15 protein-coding genes are annotated in these 16,497 nt (G+C 64.9%); 9 read left to right on the forward strand and 6 right to left on the reverse strand.

Annotated elements, in window-relative coordinates:
• The first annotated feature begins 216 nt into the window (after nt 1-216).
• Both BJA_RS04700 and BJA_RS04705 read left to right on the forward strand, forming a co-directional pair.
• Entirely contained in the window at nt 217-1,908 is a 1,692-nt protein-coding gene (locus tag BJA_RS04700) for a methyl-accepting chemotaxis protein (RefSeq protein WP_011083751.1), read from the forward strand.
• Between the two features lie 48 nt (nt 1,909-1,956).
• A complete protein-coding gene (locus BJA_RS04705) occupies nt 1,957-3,048 on the forward strand; it encodes a phosphotransferase (RefSeq protein WP_011083752.1) in 1,092 nt (363 codons plus the stop codon).
• 177 nt (nt 3,049-3,225) lie between these two features.
• Here the strand turns inward: BJA_RS04705 and BJA_RS04710 are convergent, their stop codons facing one another.
• Genes BJA_RS04710 through BJA_RS04720 form a run of 3 tightly spaced genes read right to left on the reverse strand, consistent with a single transcriptional unit; the run spans nt 3,226 to nt 6,425 of the window.
• Entirely contained in the window at nt 3,226-4,782 is a 1,557-nt protein-coding gene (locus tag BJA_RS04710; RefSeq protein WP_011083753.1) for an MDR family MFS transporter, read from the reverse strand.
• 4 nt (nt 4,783-4,786) lie between these two features.
• A complete protein-coding gene (locus BJA_RS04715; RefSeq protein WP_011083754.1) occupies nt 4,787-5,950 on the reverse strand; it encodes an HlyD family secretion protein in 1,164 nt (387 codons plus the stop codon).
• Entirely contained in the window at nt 5,943-6,425 is a 483-nt protein-coding gene (locus tag BJA_RS04720) for a MarR family winged helix-turn-helix transcriptional regulator (RefSeq protein WP_011083755.1), read from the reverse strand. The genes BJA_RS04715 and BJA_RS04720 overlap by 8 nt, the downstream gene beginning before the upstream one ends.
• A gap of 156 nt (nt 6,426-6,581) precedes the next feature.
• Between BJA_RS04720 and BJA_RS04725 the strand changes: the two genes are divergently transcribed.
• The 6 genes from BJA_RS04725 to BJA_RS04750 all read left to right on the forward strand — a co-directional run bounded on the left by BJA_RS04725 (nt 6,582) and on the right by BJA_RS04750 (nt 12,725).
• Entirely contained in the window at nt 6,582-7,076 is a 495-nt protein-coding gene (locus BJA_RS04725) for a Fur family transcriptional regulator (protein ID WP_011083756.1), read from the forward strand.
• 34 nt (nt 7,077-7,110) lie between these two features.
• On the forward strand, nt 7,111-8,064 hold the full coding sequence (locus BJA_RS04730) for a DMT family transporter (protein ID WP_011083757.1): 954 nt from the start codon (nt 7,111-7,113) through the stop codon (nt 8,062-8,064).
• Between the two features lie 12 nt (nt 8,065-8,076).
• Nucleotides 8,077-9,360, forward strand: coding sequence for a flavodoxin-dependent (E)-4-hydroxy-3-methylbut-2-enyl-diphosphate synthase (gene ispG / locus BJA_RS04735; RefSeq protein ID WP_011083758.1), 1,284 nt, complete (start codon nt 8,077-8,079; stop codon nt 9,358-9,360).
• A 138-nt stretch (nt 9,361-9,498) separates the two neighbouring features.
• Complete coding sequence (locus BJA_RS04740) at nt 9,499-10,395, forward strand: TauD/TfdA dioxygenase family protein (RefSeq protein WP_028172619.1); 897 nt, start codon at nt 9,499-9,501, stop codon at nt 10,393-10,395.
• A gap of 185 nt (nt 10,396-10,580) precedes the next feature.
• On the forward strand, nt 10,581-11,918 hold the full coding sequence (locus BJA_RS04745; protein ID WP_011083760.1) for a Rieske 2Fe-2S domain-containing protein: 1,338 nt from the start codon (nt 10,581-10,583) through the stop codon (nt 11,916-11,918).
• Between the two features lie 3 nt (nt 11,919-11,921).
• Nucleotides 11,922-12,725, forward strand: coding sequence for an N-acetylmuramoyl-L-alanine amidase (locus BJA_RS04750; RefSeq protein ID WP_038965197.1), 804 nt, complete (start codon nt 11,922-11,924; stop codon nt 12,723-12,725).
• A 31-nt stretch (nt 12,726-12,756) separates the two neighbouring features.
• On the opposite strand, the gene BJA_RS04755 is transcribed toward BJA_RS04750, so the two are convergent.
• The 3 genes from BJA_RS04755 to BJA_RS04765 form a co-directional block, all read right to left on the reverse strand.
• On the reverse strand, nt 12,757-14,367 hold the full coding sequence (locus tag BJA_RS04755; RefSeq protein WP_011083762.1) for a Na+/H+ antiporter: 1,611 nt from the start codon (nt 14,365-14,367) through the stop codon (nt 12,757-12,759).
• A gap of 45 nt (nt 14,368-14,412) precedes the next feature.
• Nucleotides 14,413-15,294, reverse strand: a complete 882-nt coding sequence (gene bla / locus BJA_RS04760; protein ID WP_038965202.1) for a class A beta-lactamase — start codon at nt 15,292-15,294, stop codon at nt 14,413-14,415.
• 188 nt (nt 15,295-15,482) lie between these two features.
• A complete protein-coding gene (locus BJA_RS04765) occupies nt 15,483-15,857 on the reverse strand; it encodes a nuclear transport factor 2 family protein (RefSeq protein WP_011083764.1) in 375 nt (124 codons plus the stop codon).
• Between the two features lie 94 nt (nt 15,858-15,951).
• Between BJA_RS04765 and BJA_RS04770 the strand changes: the two genes are divergently transcribed.
• Complete coding sequence (locus BJA_RS04770; protein WP_028172624.1) at nt 15,952-16,380, forward strand: GFA family protein; 429 nt, start codon at nt 15,952-15,954, stop codon at nt 16,378-16,380.
• The last annotated feature ends 117 nt before the right edge of the window (nt 16,381-16,497 follow it).

The following is a 16,497-nucleotide window of genomic DNA, read 5'->3' on the forward strand; positions in this document are numbered from 1 at the left end:
CCAGCGCAACCGAGTCGGCTGCTGCTCCGCATCGGGCCTGAGTCGTTTCTCTTCGCGCCGTGAGTCGGTCTCGCTGCCTGAAAACCGACCGTTCGACATCCAATTCCCGTAATTTTCCGGTCTCCGCGGAATACAATTTCCGCGCGAAGCAATCCCGTGTTTACCGCAATCGTTTAGGGTCCGTTCGGATTTCGACCAGCGGCATTGGATTGTTCCATGAAATTTCGTCTCTCGCTTTCTTCTGCGGTCATTGCATTCGGGATCGTTCTCGCCATCGGCTTCACGGCGGTCGTTTCCACCAGCCTCTACGCCCTGCGCGAGCTCAAGGTCGGCGGTCCGCTCTATTCCGACATCAAGCTGGGCAACGACCTCATCGCGGACATCCTGCCGCCGCCGGAATATGTCATCGAGGCCTATCTCGAAGCGACCCTCGCCATGCGCGAGCCGGATCAGCTGGCGGCCCATGGCGAGCGCCTGGTCCAGCTCCGCAAGGATTACGACGAGCGCAAGGCATTCTGGATCGCCTCCAGCCTCTCGGCCGATCTGAAGAACGCGCTGGTGTCGAAGTCCGATGCCGAGGTGCAGAAGTTCTGGAAAGTCCTGTCCGATCAGCTCCTGCCGGCCCTCAAGGCCAAGAACAGCGCCGCTGCCGAAGGCGCCTACGCGCAGCTCAAGGACGCCTACACGGCCCACCGCGCCGTCATCGACAGCATCGTCGAGAGCGCCAACAAGCAGAACGCCGACATGGAGAAGCTGGCCGCGGAGCGCGACAGCACCATGCTCTATATCCTCCTCGGCGTCTCCGCCGCCGTCCTGGCCTTCGTTGCCGCAGGCCTGCTTGGCGTTGCCCTCGGCGTGGTGCGCCCGATCGTGCGCATGACGGATACGATGCAAAGGCTCGCGACCGGCGATCTCGCCGCCGACATTCCATTTGCACACCGCCAGGACGAGGTCGGCTCGATGGCGGGCGCGCTTGTGGTGTTCAAGCAGGCGGCGGCCGAGAATTCGCGGCTGCGCGAGGAGCAGTTGCAGAAGGAGCAGGAGGCCGCGCTCGCCAAGCGCGGCGCCCTGCACCAGATGGCCGAGACCGTCGAGCGCGAGACCGGGCGCTCGGTCGACACCGCGAGCGCGGCGAGCCAGGGCGTCGAGCGGGCCGTCTCCAGCCTGTCCGAGATCGCGCGATCGCTGTCCTCGGAGTCGCAGGCGGTGGCCGCGGCCTCCACCCAGGCCCTCGGCAGTTCCCAGACCGTTTCGGCCGCGGCCGAAGAACTGAGTGTTTCGATCCGCGAGATCGCGGGCCAGGTCGCGCGGACCAGCACGGTCACCAGATCGGCCGTTGCCGGCCGTGAGCAGGCGCGTTCGACCATTCAAGCGCTGGCGGGATCGGTGAAGAAGATTGCCGAGGTCTCCGATCTCATCGGCGGCATCGCCGGCCAGACCAACCTGCTGGCGCTCAACGCCACGATCGAGGCGGCGCGCGCCGGCGAGGCCGGCCGCGGCTTTGCGGTGGTGGCCGCCGAAGTGAAATCCCTGTCCGACCAGACCGCCAAGTCCACGGAGGAGATCGGGCGGCTGATTGCCGAGATCCAGGCCTCGACGCAGGCCGCGGTCGATGCCGTCGAGACCATGGGGGGCCACATCGTCGAGATCGACGGCGTGGCGTCCTCGGTTGCTGCCGCGATGGAACAGCAGGACGCCGCGACGCGGGAGATCGCGCGGTCGATTTCCGAATCGGCGTCCGCCGCGAAGGAGGTCTCGGCCAAGATCGGCAATGTCAGCCGCGACGCCGCCTCCGTGAACGAGCGCGCCGCGGAGGTCAGGCAGGCGATCGCCGGCATGGCGTCCAATCTCGAACAGCTGCGGTCGGTCGTGGTCCGGACTGTGCGCGACTCGACCGCCGCGGCTTGAGCCCGGCATCGCGTCGGCCGCTGGTGCCCGGGGGCGTGATCGTGCAGTATGGCGCGGGACAGGGGCATCGTGGCTATGACATCTCCACAATTGCCGGCGGTCGTTGAGTCCGCCCAACTGACGGCGGCGCTGCGCAGGGGCGGCGTGCTTGACGCGGGCGCGGTGCGCGAGGTGAAGGTGCTGCATCAGCGTGACACCCTCGTGTCACAGATCGTCAGGCTCGGGCTGCGCTATGTCGGCGAGTCCGCTGGCGCCCCGCAGTCGCTGATCCTCAAGACTCCCAATTCCGCTTTCGCCGAGAGCCTCGCCAATGGCGGCCGGCGCGAGGTGGACTTCTACACGCAGCTTGCGCCGAAGATGCCGCCGGGACTGGTGCCGCGCTGCTTTGACGGGCATTTCGACGAGGACGGCCCCACCTGGCACCTGCTGCTCGAGGACCTTACCGACAGCCATGAGATCGCAACGAAGTGGCCGCTGCCGCCGTCGCGTGAGCAGGCGATGGCGATCGTCACGACACTGGCGCGCTGGCATGCGGCATGGTGGGACCATCCCGGTCTTGGCGACACCGTCGGCACCTGGGCGAGCGCCGAGGACCGCGCGCAGCACATGGAAACCTTCGCCGGCCATTACGACCGCTTCGCCGATCTGCTCGGTGATCGCCTCGGCGAAGAGCGCCGTACCCTCTATCGCCGCCTGATCGAGCACTCGGCTCGGCTATCCCAGCGCTATCATTCGCGGCGTCACATCAGCATTGCCCATGGCGATGCCCATATCTGGAATTTCATGCTGCCGCGCCCCGGCGTCGCGGATACCGTGCGCATCTTCGATTTCGACCAGTGGCGCATCAACGTGCCGACGAGTGACCTTGCCTACATGATGGCGATGCAATGGTACCCGGACCGCAGGCAGGCGCTCGAACGGCCGCTGCTCAATCGTTATCACGAGACGCTGGTCGCCAACGGCGTCAGCGGCTACACGCGCGGCGCGCTCGATCAGGACTATCGTCTGTCGGTGCTCTGGCACATCACGGGGCCGGTCTGGCAGTGGAGCATCAACATCCCGCCGCTGATCTGGTGGAACAATCTGGAGCGGGTGATGATGGCGGTCGAGGATCTGGGGTGTGAGGAGTTGTTGGGGTAGGCGACGCTACATACTTGCTGTCGTCCTGGCGAAAGCCAGGACCCATTACCCCAGGGCGAGGTTGTGGCGCGAAGCTGGTAATCACGAGTCTTCGCCAAACTCCTCCCTGGGGTAATGGGTCCTGGATCTGCGCTTCGCTTGTCCAGGACGACGGCGGAGCTTGTGACGCCCCTCCCCTTACTCCATCACCGCATGTTCCGGCCCCGCGGCCTGCCTGCGCAGCGTGGCCTTGGTCGAGCCGATCAACAGGGCGAGCGGGATGGTGCAGAGGATGAAGACCATCACCAGCATATAGTCGTGCGCGAAGGCGATGATCTGCGCCTGCACGCTGACCATCCTGTCGGCCATGGCGCGGCCCGCGTCGGTGGATAGGTTGATCATGCCGCTGACGCTGGGCATCTGGAGCGCGTGGTTGAACGGGTTGACGTGCTCGGACAGGATCGCATAGGTCCGCCGCGTGCCCTGCGTCAGCTGGGCGATGACGACGGAAATGCCGACCGAGCTCGCGACGTTGCGCATCAGGGTCAGCATCGCGGTGCCGTCGGTGCGCAGCTCGTTCGACAGCGTCAGGAACGCAACGGTCGAGAGCGGCACGAAGACCAGGCCGAAGCCAAAGCCCTGGATGACGCTGACGGTCACGATCTCCGGCACCTGGGTCAGGTCGGTCCAGCCGGTCATTTGATACAGCGAGCCCGCGGTCAGCGTCAGGCCGGAGATGATCAGCGTGCGTGCCTCGAAATAACGCATCATGCGGCCGACCAGCATCATGGCGAAGAAGGTGCCGAAGCCGCGGCTCGCCAGCAGCAGGCCGGCGGTGATGATGGGGTAGCCGATCACGTTCTGCATGTAGGGCGAGGCCAGCGCCATGGTCGAGAACAGCACGAGCCCCATCACGACCATGAACATGCAGCCGGTGACGAAATTGCGATCCTGGAACAGCGCGAAGCGGATGAACGGCGTCGAGGTCGTGAAGGAGTGCGCGACGAAGAAGTAGAACGCGACGGCGGAGACGATGAACTCCGCGACGATCTCATTGGATTCGAGCCAGCCCAATTGCTCGCCGCGGTCGAGCGCGAGCTGAAGCGAGCCGATCGCGACCGCCAGCGCAGCGAAGCCGAACCAGTCGAATTTGAGGCTGATGTCCTTCCTGGTCTCGTCCATGAAGATGATCAGCCCGAGCACGGTGATGGCGCCGAACGGCAGATTGACGAAGAACACCCAGTGCCAGGAATAGGTCTCGGTGAGCCATGCCCCTAGCGAGGGACCCATGATCGGGCCCATCATCACGCCCATGCCCCAGATCGACATCGCCTTGGCGCGTTCCTGGAGCGTGTAATAGTCGAGCATCACCGACTGCGACAGCGGCACCAGCGCCGCGCCGAACACGCCTTGCAGCAGGCGGAACAGCACCATCTGGTTGATGTCCTGCGCGAGGCCGCACAGCACCGACGCCATGGTGAAGCCGGCGGAGCAGATGATGAAGATGCGCTTGCGGCCGAAGCGGTTGGCGATCCAGCCCACCGGCGCCGTCATGATCGCGGCGGCGACGATGTAGGAGGTCAAGACCCAGTTGATCTGGTCCTGCGAGGCCGACAGCGTGCCCTGCATGTAGGGCAGGGCGACATTGGCGATGGTGGTGTCCAGCGCCTGCATGATGGTCGCGGTCATGGCGCAGATCGTCACCATGTTCCGGCGCAGGCCGGGGACCATCAGGCTGGCATTGGGGCCGGACATCGGATCAGTCCTTGTCCTGGCCCGCGGTCGCCGACAGGCCGAACAGGCCGGCGAGCGAGCGCCGATGGCCGGTGTCGATGGTGGCGTAGACGCTCATGCCGGCCTTCAGCTTCCGCACGTATTTGTCGGTCTCGTCGAAATAGATGCGGATCGGCACGCGCTGCACCACCTTGACGAAATTGCCGGTGGCGTTCTGCGGCGGCAGGATCGCGAACTGCGCGCCGGTACCGGGCGAGAGCGAGCCGATCTTGCCCTTGAACACGTGGTTCGGGAACGCGTCGACCTCGAGGGTAACAGGCTGGCCTTCGGTGACGTAGGTGAGGTCGCTTTCCTTCGGATTGGCGTCGACCCAGGGATGGGCGACGTCGATGATGGAGAACACCGGCGTGCCGGCCGTGACGTAGCGGCCGAGCTGAATCTGCTCGACCTGCGTCGCGACGCCGCCCATCGGCGCGCGCACCACGGCGTGATCGAGATTGCGCTCGGCGTTGTCGAGCTTGGACTTGGCCTGCGCGTAGGGCGGGAATTTCTCCAGCGGCAGGTCGGTATCGCCGAGCAGTTGCGTCTTGGCCGCCGAGATCTGCTGCTTGACGTATTGCGCGATCGAGCCTGACGTGACCAGCGCGTTCGCCGCGTTGTCGAGGTCGAGCTGCGAGCCGTAGCTGTTCTTGACCAGCGCCTGCTTGCGCTCGACGTCGCGCTGCTTGAGGTCGACGCCCTGCTGGGCGAGGCTCAGCATGTCGCCGTAGATCTTGATGTTGGCGCGGAGATTGTCGTAGGTCGACTGCGCCTGCGCGAGCTGCGCCCTGGCCTCGTCCACCGCGAGGCGGAACGGCACGGGATCGATCTCGAACAGCTCATCGCCCTGCTTGACGAGCTGACCTTCCCTCACGACGACCTTCTCGATCTTGCCGGAGATGTCGGGCGTCACCAGCACCTTCTGCGCACCGACATAGGCGTCATCGGTACCGACATAGCGGCCGCCATTCAGATAGAGGGTCAAGCCGCCAATGGCGGCGACGATCGGCAGCACGACCATCAGCAGGAAGCGGCGATAGCGCCGCAGGCCTGCGATGATGCGGCGGCGGGGATCGGTGCCGGCTTTCTTGGTGGGCTTGCCGCTGTCGATCTTCTGCTCGGGCTGGAACTTGATGACTTGATCAGCCATAGCGCTGCTCCTTACGTGCTTGTTCCGCTCCGGATGTCTGGATCGCGGTACGCACGTTTTCCTTGATTGCTTCGAGTTGGGTGAGGAGGCGATGGGCATCCGCCGGATTGATACCGTCGAGCGCGTTGGCCGTGATTTCGGACCTGAGCCCGCTCATCTTGCCGAGCAATTGCCGGCCGGCCTTCCTCAGGTAGAGGCGCTTGACGCGCCGGTCCGAGGCGTCGCTGCGGCGCTCGATCCAGTCATTGTCGCAGAGCTTGTCGATCAGGCGCGTCAGCGTGATCGGCTGCACCTCGAGGAGCTCGGCGAGCTCCGACTGCTTCATGCCCTCGCTGCGCTCGACCTTGGCCAGCACCGCCCATTGCGCGCGGGTGATGCCGAAGCGCGACGCCTCCTTGTCGGCATAGACGCGCAGCAGGCGATAGAGCTCGGCGAGCGTAAACAGGAAGTTCTGGTCCACGGGCCCGCGGCTCATGAGCTTGGTCTCCTATAAGCTTGAGATACTATAAGCAAGCTTATGATTTTTTCATGGCGGGGTAACGGGACGCTGTCCCGCTGCAAGAGCATGGCTGACCGCCGTTCGCCGGTCGTGCTTTGGGTTCCCTCGCCGAAATGCTAGAAGGCAGGCCAAATGACCCTCGCAAAGCCGGCATTCCCCGCGCCCGACCACGATCACGGCCGCTGCACTGCGGACGCGCTGGCGCATGCCGAGGAGGTTTGCGAGCAGCGCGCGCAGAAATTCACGCCGATTCGCCGCCAGGTGCTCGGGGCGCTGCTCTCCAGCCACCGCCCGCTCGGGGCCTACGAGGTGATCGACGAACTCGCCAAGTCGATGCCGCGGCCGGCCCCGATCACGATCTACCGTGCTCTCGATTTCTTGATGGCCAACGGCCTCGTGCACCGCATCGAAAGTCGCAACGCCTATCTCGCCTGCGCCGCCCACGACCACGATGCGACCTCCGCGGTGGCGTTCCTGATCTGCGAGCGCTGCGGTCTGGTCGGCGAGATCCCGTCGGCGTCCTTCGCCAAGGATATCAACGCCGCTGCGCGCAGCTCAGGTTTTGCCCCCAAATTGTCTGTGGTGGAGATCACGGGCATCTGCACCCATTGTCAGAAAACTGCATAAAGCAACAACGGCGCAAAGCCGATATCGGGAAGAAATGTCCTCACCTCAAGCCATACCGTCCGCCGGTCGCCCCCTCAGTGCCGGCGCCATCGCCCTGATGCTGATGCTGTGCCTGACCTGGGGGTTCAACCAGATCGCGGTGAAGCTGGTGCTGCCGGACATCCCGCCGATGCTCCAGGCGATGATCCGCTCGATGGGCGCGCTGCCGGTACTCTTCATCATCGGCACGCTGCGCGGCGTCAAATTCTTCGAGAAGGACGGCACGTGGAAGCCCGGCCTGATCGCCGGGCTGATGTTCGGCATCGAGTTCGTGCTGATCTTCCAGGGCCTGCGCCTCACGCCGGCGTCCCGGGCCGTGGTGTTTCTTTACACCGCACCGTTCTTCGTCGCGCTCGGCTCCTACCAGGTGCTCGGCGAACGGCTCGGCGGCACGCAATGGCTGGGGCTCGCGGTGAGCTTTGCCGGCGTCGCGCTCGCGATCGGCGTGCCGCAGCCGGATGTCGATGCCAAGGTGCTGCTCGGCGACCTCATGATCGTCGGCGGTGCCGCGCTGTGGGCGGCCACCACGCTGGTTGCCAAGGGCACGCGGCTGCGCTTCGCCGCGCCGGAGAAGGCGCTGGGCTACCAGGTTGCGACCTCGATCCCGATCCTGGGCCTGGCGGCCTGGTTGTTCGGCGAATCCATCACCCACACCCCGGCGCCGCTGTCCCTCGCCCTGATGGCCTTCCAGGCGATCTGGGTGGTGGGAACCACGTTCACGCTTTGGTTCGCGCTGGTGAAGGCCTATTCGGCCAGCAAATTGTCCGCTTTTACCTTCATCACCCCTCTGTTTGGCGTGGTGGGTAGCTATTTCATCATGCACGACACCTTGAGCCTGACATTCGGGGCCGCCGCGGTCCTTGTAATTGCTGGGCTTTTTCTGGTTAACCGTCCCAGCCAAACGGCTGCGGCGCCGCGCGATGCATTGCTGAACGTCACCAAAACCTGATATTTGGACCCCATGAACAAGCTCGAAAACACCATCGATTCAGACATCGCGGGCCCCGCGCCCCGGCACCGGACCACCCAGGTCAAGGTCGGAGACGTCGCCGTTGGCGGCGGTGCGCCGATCGTCGTGCAGTCGATGACCAACACCGACACCGCCGATATCGACGGCACCATCGCCCAGGTTGCAGCGCTCGCGCGCGCCGGCTCCGAAATGGTCCGCATCACCGTGGATCGCGAGGAGGCCGCGGCCGCCGTCCCGCACATCCGTGACGGCCTCGCCAAGCGCGGCATCACCACGCCCCTGATCGGCGACTTCCATTATATCGGCCACAAGCTGCTCGCAGCCTATCCGGCCTGCGCCGAGGCGCTCGCCAAGTACCGCATCAATCCCGGCAATGTCGGCTTCAAGGACAAGCGCGACACCCAGTTCGCCGATATCATCGAGATCGCGAACAAGAACAGCAAGCCGGTCCGCATCGGCGCCAATTGGGGTTCGCTCGACCAGGAGCTGCTGACCAAGCTGATGGACGAGAACGCCGCGTCCGCCAATCCGCGCGACGTGCGCGCGGTGACGCGCGAGGCCATGGTGCAGTCGGCACTGCTCTCGGCCGCGCGCGCCGAAGAGCTCGGCATGCCCAAGGACCGCATCATCCTCTCCGCAAAGGTCTCGGCGGTGCAGGATCTGATCGCGGTCTACCAGGATCTCGCATCGCGCTCCGACTACGCCATCCATCTCGGTCTCACCGAGGCCGGCATGGGCTCGAAGGGCATCGTCGCCTCTTCGGCCGCGCTCGGCATCCTGCTGCAGCAGGGCATCGGCGACACCATCCGCATCTCGCTGACGCCGGAGCCCGGCGGCGACCGCACCCGTGAGGTGCAGGTCGGCCAGGAGCTCCTGCAGACCATGGGCTTCCGCACCTTCGTGCCGCTGGTCGCGGCCTGCCCCGGCTGCGGCCGCACCACCTCGACCACGTTCCAGGAGCTGGCGCGCTCGATCCAGGATTTCATCCGCGACGAGATGCCGGCCTGGAAGACGAAATATCCGGGTGTGGAAGAGCTCAACGTCGCGGTGATGGGCTGCATCGTCAACGGCCCCGGCGAATCCAAGCACGCCAATATCGGCATCTCCTTGCCGGGCACCGGCGAAGCGCCGGCCGCGCCCGTCTTCGTCGACGGCAAGAAGTTCCGCACGCTGCGCGGCCCGACCATTTCCGACGACTTCAAGGCGCTGGTGATCGACTACATCGACCAGCGCTACGGCCAGGGCGCCAAGGTACCGGTGACCGCGGCGGAGTAGTCGTTCCCAAACATTGGAATCGTGAGGCGGGTTCGCGAAGCGTAACCCGCCTTATTTTTTGCGCGGGTCGTAGCCCAGATTGCGCTTCGCTCCATCCGCGCTACGATGTCTCCAATCAAAATGATCGGGAGACACGCCATGAGCTCACTCGCCGGCAAGCAGGGTCCGCGCTATCGCCACATGGCCGAGGACGGCGCGCCTTACGAAACCATCGCGGTCGAAAAGCTCACACCGATCATCGGCGCGGAAATCTCCGGCGTCGACATCGGCAGGCTCGTCTCCGATGACGTTCGTTCCAATCAACAGATGGACGAGATCCATCGCGCGCTCGCGGAAAATCTCGTCATCTTCTTCCGCGACCAGCACATCTCGCCACAACAGCATCTCGCCTTCGGCCGCAAGTTCGGCGAGCTGCATTTCCATCCCGCAGCGCCGCACGAGGACGAAGACCCGGCACTGATGAAGATCTATGCCGACAAGAACTCGCCGCGCGCCAACGGCGAGGGCTGGCACTCCGACGTGTCCTGCGACCTCGAGCCGCCGATGGGCTCGATCCTCTACATCAAGCAGTGCCCGCCCCGCGGCGGCGACACGCTGTTCGCCAACATGTATGCGGCCTATGAGGCGCTGTCGGATCGCATGAAGGCCTATCTCGACGGCCTGACCGCACTGCATGACGGCGAGCCGATCTATCGCGGCCTCTATGCCAACTATGGCGTCGCCGATCGTCCATCCTATCCGAACGCGGAGCATCCGGTGCTGCGCACGCACCCGGTCACCGGCAGGAAGGCGCTCTACGTCAACCGCGGCTTCACTCGCCACATCAACGGCATCCCGCGCGACGAGAGCGACGCGATGCTCGCCTATCTCTACCAGCACGCCGAGAACCCGCTGTTCCAGTGCCGCTTCCGCTGGACCGAGAACGCCATCGCCTTCTGGGACAACCGCTGCACCCAGCACCGTGCGATGTGGGACTACTGGCCGCACACGCGCTCGGGGACACGGGTGACGGTGAAGGGGGAGCGGCCGGTTTAGGCATGGCTGCCGTAGGGTGAAAATGGCGCGTCAGCGCCGTGCCCGCCATCTCGCTGTGCATGCAACAGGACGGTGGGCACGACGCGCGAAGAGCGCGCCTTTGCCCACCCTACGAAACCGTTCTTGCGTTGACGTCGTCTCACGTCCGCGCCAATCTTCCCAAAAACAAATCGGGAGGATTTTCCATGCTCCGCGCAGAGGACAATAAATTCCTGACCGAGTCCGGCCCCGGGACGGGCATGGGCGAGCTGCTGCGCCGCTTCTGGATTCCTGTGCTCCTGTCGAAGGAGCTTCCTGAAGCCGATGGCGAGCCGAAGAAGATCGTCGTGCTCGGCGAGGAGCTGCTCGCCTTCCGCGATTCGCGCGGCGTCGTCGGTGTCATCGATCAATACTGCCCGCATCGCGGCGCCAATCTCTGGCTCGGGCGCAATGAGGAATGCGGCATCCGCTGCGTCTATCACGGCTGGAAGTTCGACACGGACGGTCGCTGCGTGGACATGCCGACCTCCTATCCCGATCTCAACGCCAAGGATCTCATCCGCATCAAGTCTTATCCGGTGCGCGAATGGGGCGAGATGATCTGGGCCTATATGGGCCCGGCGGACGTCATGCCCGAGCTGCCCGATCTCGAAATGGCGATGCTGCCGGCCTCGCATCGTTACGTCAGCAAGAAATGGCAGGACTGCAACTGGGTGCAGGCGCTGGAGGGCTCGATCGACACCGCGCATTTCACCTTTGCGCATCTCTCCTTCGACAAGGAGGAGAACGAGATCCTCGACATCAAGAAGCATTTTGTGAATCCGATCGCGCGGATGTCGAGCGACCACATGCGCTGGATCGCCGAGGACCCGCGGCCGGTGATCAAGATCGCCCCGCACGACGCCGGCCTCTCCATTGCCGGTGGCCGGCTCACCGGCAGCGACAACATCTATTGGCGGATCGCGCAGTTCCTGATGCCGTTCCACGCCTACGCACCGAGCGCGATGCCGGGCGAGAACATCTTTGGCCAGACCTTCGTGCCGGTCAGCGATACCAATTGCTGGATCTACACCTACGCCTGGAATCCGGAGCGGCCGCTGACGCAGGCCGAACGCGACGCCTATGACCGCGGCAATGGCGTGATCGCGGAGGTCGACGACAATTACGTGCCGCTGCGCCACAAGGGCAACGACTATCTGATCGACCGCAAGCTCCAGAAGACGAGGAGCTATACCGGCATCAAGGGCGTCTCCGAGCAGGACGCCGCCGTGCAGGACAGCCAGGGGCCGATCGCCGACCGCACCCGCGAGCATCTCGGCCCGACCGATCTCGGCATCATGCATTTCCGGAAAGTCGTGATGGATCTGGCCCGCGCGCTCCAGCGCGGCGAAGCGCCGCCGCAGGCCGCGCATCAGGATCGCTACGCGGTGCGCTCCGGCGCCTGCGTCACCAGCAAGGCCAAGGACCTGCCCGCGGTGATGCTGGAACGTTTTGGCGATGTCGCGGGCTTCGTCGGCCGTCCCAAGGTCGCAGCAGCGGAGTAGCGCTTGGGCCAATTGCGCAGCATCATCGCCGGATTGGTCGCGTCGACCCTGCTGTCGTCGCTTGCCCCTGTCGAGCGCGGACATGCCGCTGCCGCGCGAACAATGACGAAGCCGCCGGCGTCATCGGCCAAATGCGAGATGCCGAAATTCCGGATCGTCGTGGATGTCGGGCACACCCCGGACTCCTATGGCGCGCTGAGCGCACGCAATGATCCGGAATTCGGCTTCAACTTCCGGCTCGGACGGCTGATCACGGCGAAGCTCAGGGACCAAGGCTTTGCCGCAGCCCGCCTGCTCGTCACTGACGGCAAGGCGCGGCCGAGCCTGTTCAAGCGCGTCAGCGCCGCGAATGACGGTCGGGCCGATCTCCTGCTGTCGATCCATCACGACTCGGTGCCGGACAAGCTGCTCGAGACCTGGGAATTCGACGGCGCGATGAGCTATTTCAGCGATCGGTTTTCAGGCCATTCGCTGTTCGTCTCCGAACGCAATTCGCACTTCGCCACCAGCCTGTTGCTGGCCCGGATGATCGGCCGGCAGTTGAAAGAGCAGGGCCTGCACTATGCCAGCCAATACACCTTGCCGGAGATGGGGCGCTACCGGCGCCAGTTGCTGGACAGGGATTTCGGTGTCTACCGCTACGACGGGCTCGTCGTGCTGTCGCGAACGAACAGCGCCGCGGTGCTGCTCGAAGCCGGCTCGATCATCAACCGCGACGAGGAGATGGCGATGAACTCCCTGGAGCGGCAGGAGCTGATCGCGGGAGCCGTCGCGGCGGCGATGGGGAAATTCTGCGAGAAGTGGTAGCTTGCGCAGCCGGTTCAGCAATGACGAGAAGCTACAGCGGCACGCCCCGATACTCCCGGTTCGCCAGACTCGCCTCCTCCAGATCCAGATCCCGCTCGATCCGGCGCCGCGTCTCGTCGGTGATCTGGCCGTCGCGCAGGAGGTCGTGGATGAATTTTCGTTCGGCGGCGATCAGCTCGCGGGTCAGCGCGGTGCCGGCGGCGGAGACGTCGTGATGGGTGGGATCGAGTGAATCAGGGAGCTGGTTGACGCGGATCTCGTGGCGGGCGCGCAGCAGCCGCATCACCTCGTCCGACACCTCCTTCGCCTCGGTCAGCGCATCGAGCGACTTCAGCGCAGCGTCGAGCGCCTGGCGGCGTGCCGCGATCTCGGCCTCATGCTCGGCGACATGCTCGTTGCGGCCGGCTTCGGCGACGCCGAGCCAGCGCACCACCGGCGGCAGCGTCAGTCCGACGCCGATCAGCGTGACGAAGATGACGCCGAAGGCGACGAACAGGATCAGGTCGCGATACGGAAAGGCATTGCCATCAGGCAGCGTGAACGGCAGCGCCAGCGCCGCCGCCAGCGACACCGCGCCGCGCACGCCGGTGAAGGCGAGCACGAACGGCCATTGCCATGGCGGCGACGGGTCGCGCTTGCGCAGCGATTTGGAGAGGATCCGCGGCAGATAGGTCGCGGGATAGAGCCAGGCGAAACGCGCGGTCACAATGATCGTCAGCACGACGGCGGTCGCGATGAGAATGTCGTCGAGCGGGAACGCCTTCGATTTCTCGTAGAGCGCGCGCATTTGGAAGCCGGTGAGCAGGAACAGCAGGCCCTCGATCAGGTAAATGATGAGGTCCCAGAAGAAGATGCCTTGCAGGCGCGTCGCCGAGGAGATCAGCAGCGGGCCGTTCCAGCTCACATAGAGGCCGCAGGCGACGGTGGCGATCACGCCGGAGCCGCCGACATGCTCGGGCAGCCAGTAGGAGACGTAAGGCGTGATCAGCGACAGCGTCAGCTCGACCTGCTGATCTTTCGCCCATCTGCGGAAGCGCAGGGAAAGCCAGCCGACGCCGATGCCGAAGGCGATCTCTCCGGCGATAATGAGGACAAACTCGCCGGCCGCCATCGGAAGCGATAGATGGCCGACCATGATGGCGGCGAGCGCGAAGCGGTAGAGGATCAGCGCGGTGGCGTCATTCGCGAGCCCTTCGCCTTCGAGTATGACCAGGAGGCGGCGCGGTATGTTGAGCCGTCGCGCGATCGCGAGCGGCGCCACCACGTCGGGCGGCGCGACGATGGCCCCGAGCAGGAAACCGATGGCCCATGGCAGGCCGATCAAATAGTGCGTGGCGGCCGCCACCATCGCCGCGGTGAAGATCACCGCGCCGACCGCGAGCAGCACGATCGGGCGCAGATTGTTCCGGAACTCCCGCCAGCTCATGGCGACGCTCGCCGAGTAGATCAGCGGCGGCAGCACCATCAGCAGCACCAGCTCCGGCGGCAGTTCCACCGGCGGCATGCCCGGCACGAAGGCGAGGCCGACGCCGGACAGCATCAGCAAGATCGCAGGCGCGATGTTGAAACGGCGGGCGACGAGCGCGGTGCCCGCCAGCACCGCGAGCAGGATGAGGAAGGTCTGGAATTTCGCTGCGATCATGGCCTGTCTTCGCCCGGAAGCGGCCAAGAGGTCAATGCGGGGGCCTTACGCCAGGCGCCCTGCCACCATGCGTCCGATGCGCGCGAACACGGCCTCGATCTGCGGGGCAGTCGGCGAGCCGCCCTGGGTGTAGGCCGCGATCAGGATCGGCGCATCGGGCTTAGTATCGGGCTTAGTATCTGGCTTGGGCCAGGCGACCGCGATATCGCCCGATGCGTCCTTGCCGTTGTTGCCGGTCTTGTCGCCGATGGTCCAGCTCGCGGGCAGGCCGCCGCGCAGCCGGTTCGCACCGGTCTTGCAGCCCACCATCCATTCGGTGAGCTGGGCGCGCGACGCCGGCGACAATGCCTCGCCCGTCACCAGTCGCCGCAGATTGCCGGCCATCGCCGCCGGCGTCGTGGTGTCGTGGGGATCACCGGGCGGAGAGCGGTTGACCTCAGGCTCGTTGTGGTCGATCCGTGAGGTGGTGTCGCCAAGCGATCGCCAGAACGCCGTGAGGGCGGCCGGCCCTCCGATCCGTGCCAGCAGCAGATTGGCGCAGGTGTTGTCGCTGAGCTCGACGATCGCCTTGCACATCTCGGCGACCGACATCTTGCCGGCCGCGAGATTTTGCTTGGCAACAGGCGCATAGCTCAGAAGGTCGGCCTGGCCGTAAGGGATCACGGCCGCGAGCTGCTCCTGGCCGCGATCGACCCGCGCCAGCACGCAGGCCGCGAGCGAGGCCTTGAATGTCGAGCACATGACGAACCGCTCGTCGGCGCGCCAGGCGATCTTCGCGCCGGTCGCCAAGTTTTCCGCATACAGCCCGATCCGTCCACCGCTTTCGCGCTCATAGGCTTCGAGCTCAGGCGGCGCGTCGGCGGCGAGCACGGGAGTGGCGGCCATCCAGCACAGCGAGGCGAGGAGGGAGCGGCGGTCGAGCAGCATGGGGGACCTTTGGGACAGATGGAACAGGGGGAGGGAAGGTCGCGCACGATTGTCCCACCATTGCGAGCGTAGCGAAGCAATCCAGTGTGTTTCCGCGGAGAGATTCTGGATTGCTTCGCTACGCTCGCAATGACGGAGGATGGGCATCGAGCGCGGCAGATATTGGGCAGCGGGAGATTGAGGCTCCCTCACTCCCTCAGGTCATACCGGTACGATTTCGACACGATCTGCCAGCCGTCGGCGAGCTTCATCGCCACCAGATAATCGGTGAAAAAACGTGGCGGCAGTTGGCACCGGACCTTGATGAAGGCGGTCTTGTCGTCCGAACGGTCGATGGTGACGATGAAATCCTCGCGCGGCTTGCCTTCCGCCTTGGCCGAGGGGCGCTTGCGCACCCAGGCGAGCCAGTCCGGCACGGTCAGGATCTTCAGCTCGCCCTTTTCCACCCAACGCAGATCGGCGGACGGATGGAAGACGTCGCCGAGCTTGTCGGCGTCGCCCTCGTAGAGCCCGTCAAAATAGCTTTGCACGACGGCCTCGACGCTCGAACGATTCTGGCTCATGGGTCATCCCTTTGAATGATGGCTCGGCGGGAATTTAGTCGTACGCATAAAAATGCGCTATGGGTGTGTCAACCATTTGCACGCAGGCGTTGCCATGACCGGATCAGAAAATTCGAATGCTCGTATCCTCACCGGCGAATGCTACTGCCGCGCCGTGCGCTACGAGGTCGCGGACCAATTCTCTTACGCCATGAACTGCCACTGTTCGAATTGCCGTCGCACCACCGGCTCCGCCTTCAAGCCGTTCGCCGGCATCGCGCAAGAGAAGCTCCGCATCGTCCGGGGTGACGACCAGCGGATCATTTTCGGGGACGACACCACCCATGACGCCCACTGCGCCCGTTGCGGCTCGCTGCTTTATTCCCGGGTGCGCGACGGAAAATGGGTTCATGTCGCCATGGGAACCCTGGTCGATGCCCCCTCGATCCGGCCGAGCGCCCACATTTTCGTCGGCTCGAAGGCGCCCTGGCATGAGATTACGGACAATCTGCCGCAATATCGGGGGCACGTCGGGGACGGATAAGGGAACCCAGCCGGGACCCCAGCGAACCGCGATGGCGCTGGCGCGACAAACCAAAGGGGGCATTCGATCTGACAAGCACCGGCGCTGGAGCCTGCTAGAACGATCCCAAAGGGGGCT

Source organism: Bradyrhizobium diazoefficiens USDA 110 (assembly GCF_000011365.1).
In the GTDB taxonomy this organism is placed as follows: Bacteria; Pseudomonadota; Alphaproteobacteria; order Rhizobiales; family Xanthobacteraceae; genus Bradyrhizobium; species Bradyrhizobium diazoefficiens.

Excerpts from the sequence above, each read along its gene's own strand:
- BJA_RS04700 (WP_011083751.1), top strand. The coding sequence starts at position 217 with ATGAAATTTCGTCTCTCGCTTTCTTCTGCGGTCATTGCATTCGGGATC.
- BJA_RS04705 (WP_011083752.1), top strand. The coding sequence starts at position 1,957 with ATGGCGCGGGACAGGGGCATCGTGGCTATGACATCTCCACAATTGCCG.
- BJA_RS04710 (WP_011083753.1), bottom strand. The coding sequence starts at position 4,782 with ATGTCCGGCCCCAATGCCAGCCTGATGGTCCCCGGCCTGCGCCGGAAC.
- BJA_RS04715 (WP_011083754.1), bottom strand. The coding sequence starts at position 5,950 with ATGGCTGATCAAGTCATCAAGTTCCAGCCCGAGCAGAAGATCGACAGC.
- BJA_RS04720 (WP_011083755.1), bottom strand. The coding sequence starts at position 6,425 with ATGAGCCGCGGGCCCGTGGACCAGAACTTCCTGTTTACGCTCGCCGAG.
- BJA_RS04725 (WP_011083756.1), top strand. The coding sequence starts at position 6,582 with ATGACCCTCGCAAAGCCGGCATTCCCCGCGCCCGACCACGATCACGGC.
- BJA_RS04730 (WP_011083757.1), top strand. The coding sequence starts at position 7,111 with ATGTCCTCACCTCAAGCCATACCGTCCGCCGGTCGCCCCCTCAGTGCC.
- ispG (WP_011083758.1), top strand. The coding sequence starts at position 8,077 with ATGAACAAGCTCGAAAACACCATCGATTCAGACATCGCGGGCCCCGCG.
- BJA_RS04740 (WP_028172619.1), top strand. The coding sequence starts at position 9,499 with ATGAGCTCACTCGCCGGCAAGCAGGGTCCGCGCTATCGCCACATGGCC.
- BJA_RS04745 (WP_011083760.1), top strand. The coding sequence starts at position 10,581 with ATGCTCCGCGCAGAGGACAATAAATTCCTGACCGAGTCCGGCCCCGGG.
- BJA_RS04755 (WP_011083762.1), bottom strand. The coding sequence starts at position 14,367 with ATGATCGCAGCGAAATTCCAGACCTTCCTCATCCTGCTCGCGGTGCTG.
- bla (WP_038965202.1), bottom strand. The coding sequence starts at position 15,294 with ATGCTGCTCGACCGCCGCTCCCTCCTCGCCTCGCTGTGCTGGATGGCC.
- BJA_RS04765 (WP_011083764.1), bottom strand. The coding sequence starts at position 15,857 with ATGAGCCAGAATCGTTCGAGCGTCGAGGCCGTCGTGCAAAGCTATTTT.
- BJA_RS04770 (WP_028172624.1), top strand. The coding sequence starts at position 15,952 with ATGACCGGATCAGAAAATTCGAATGCTCGTATCCTCACCGGCGAATGC.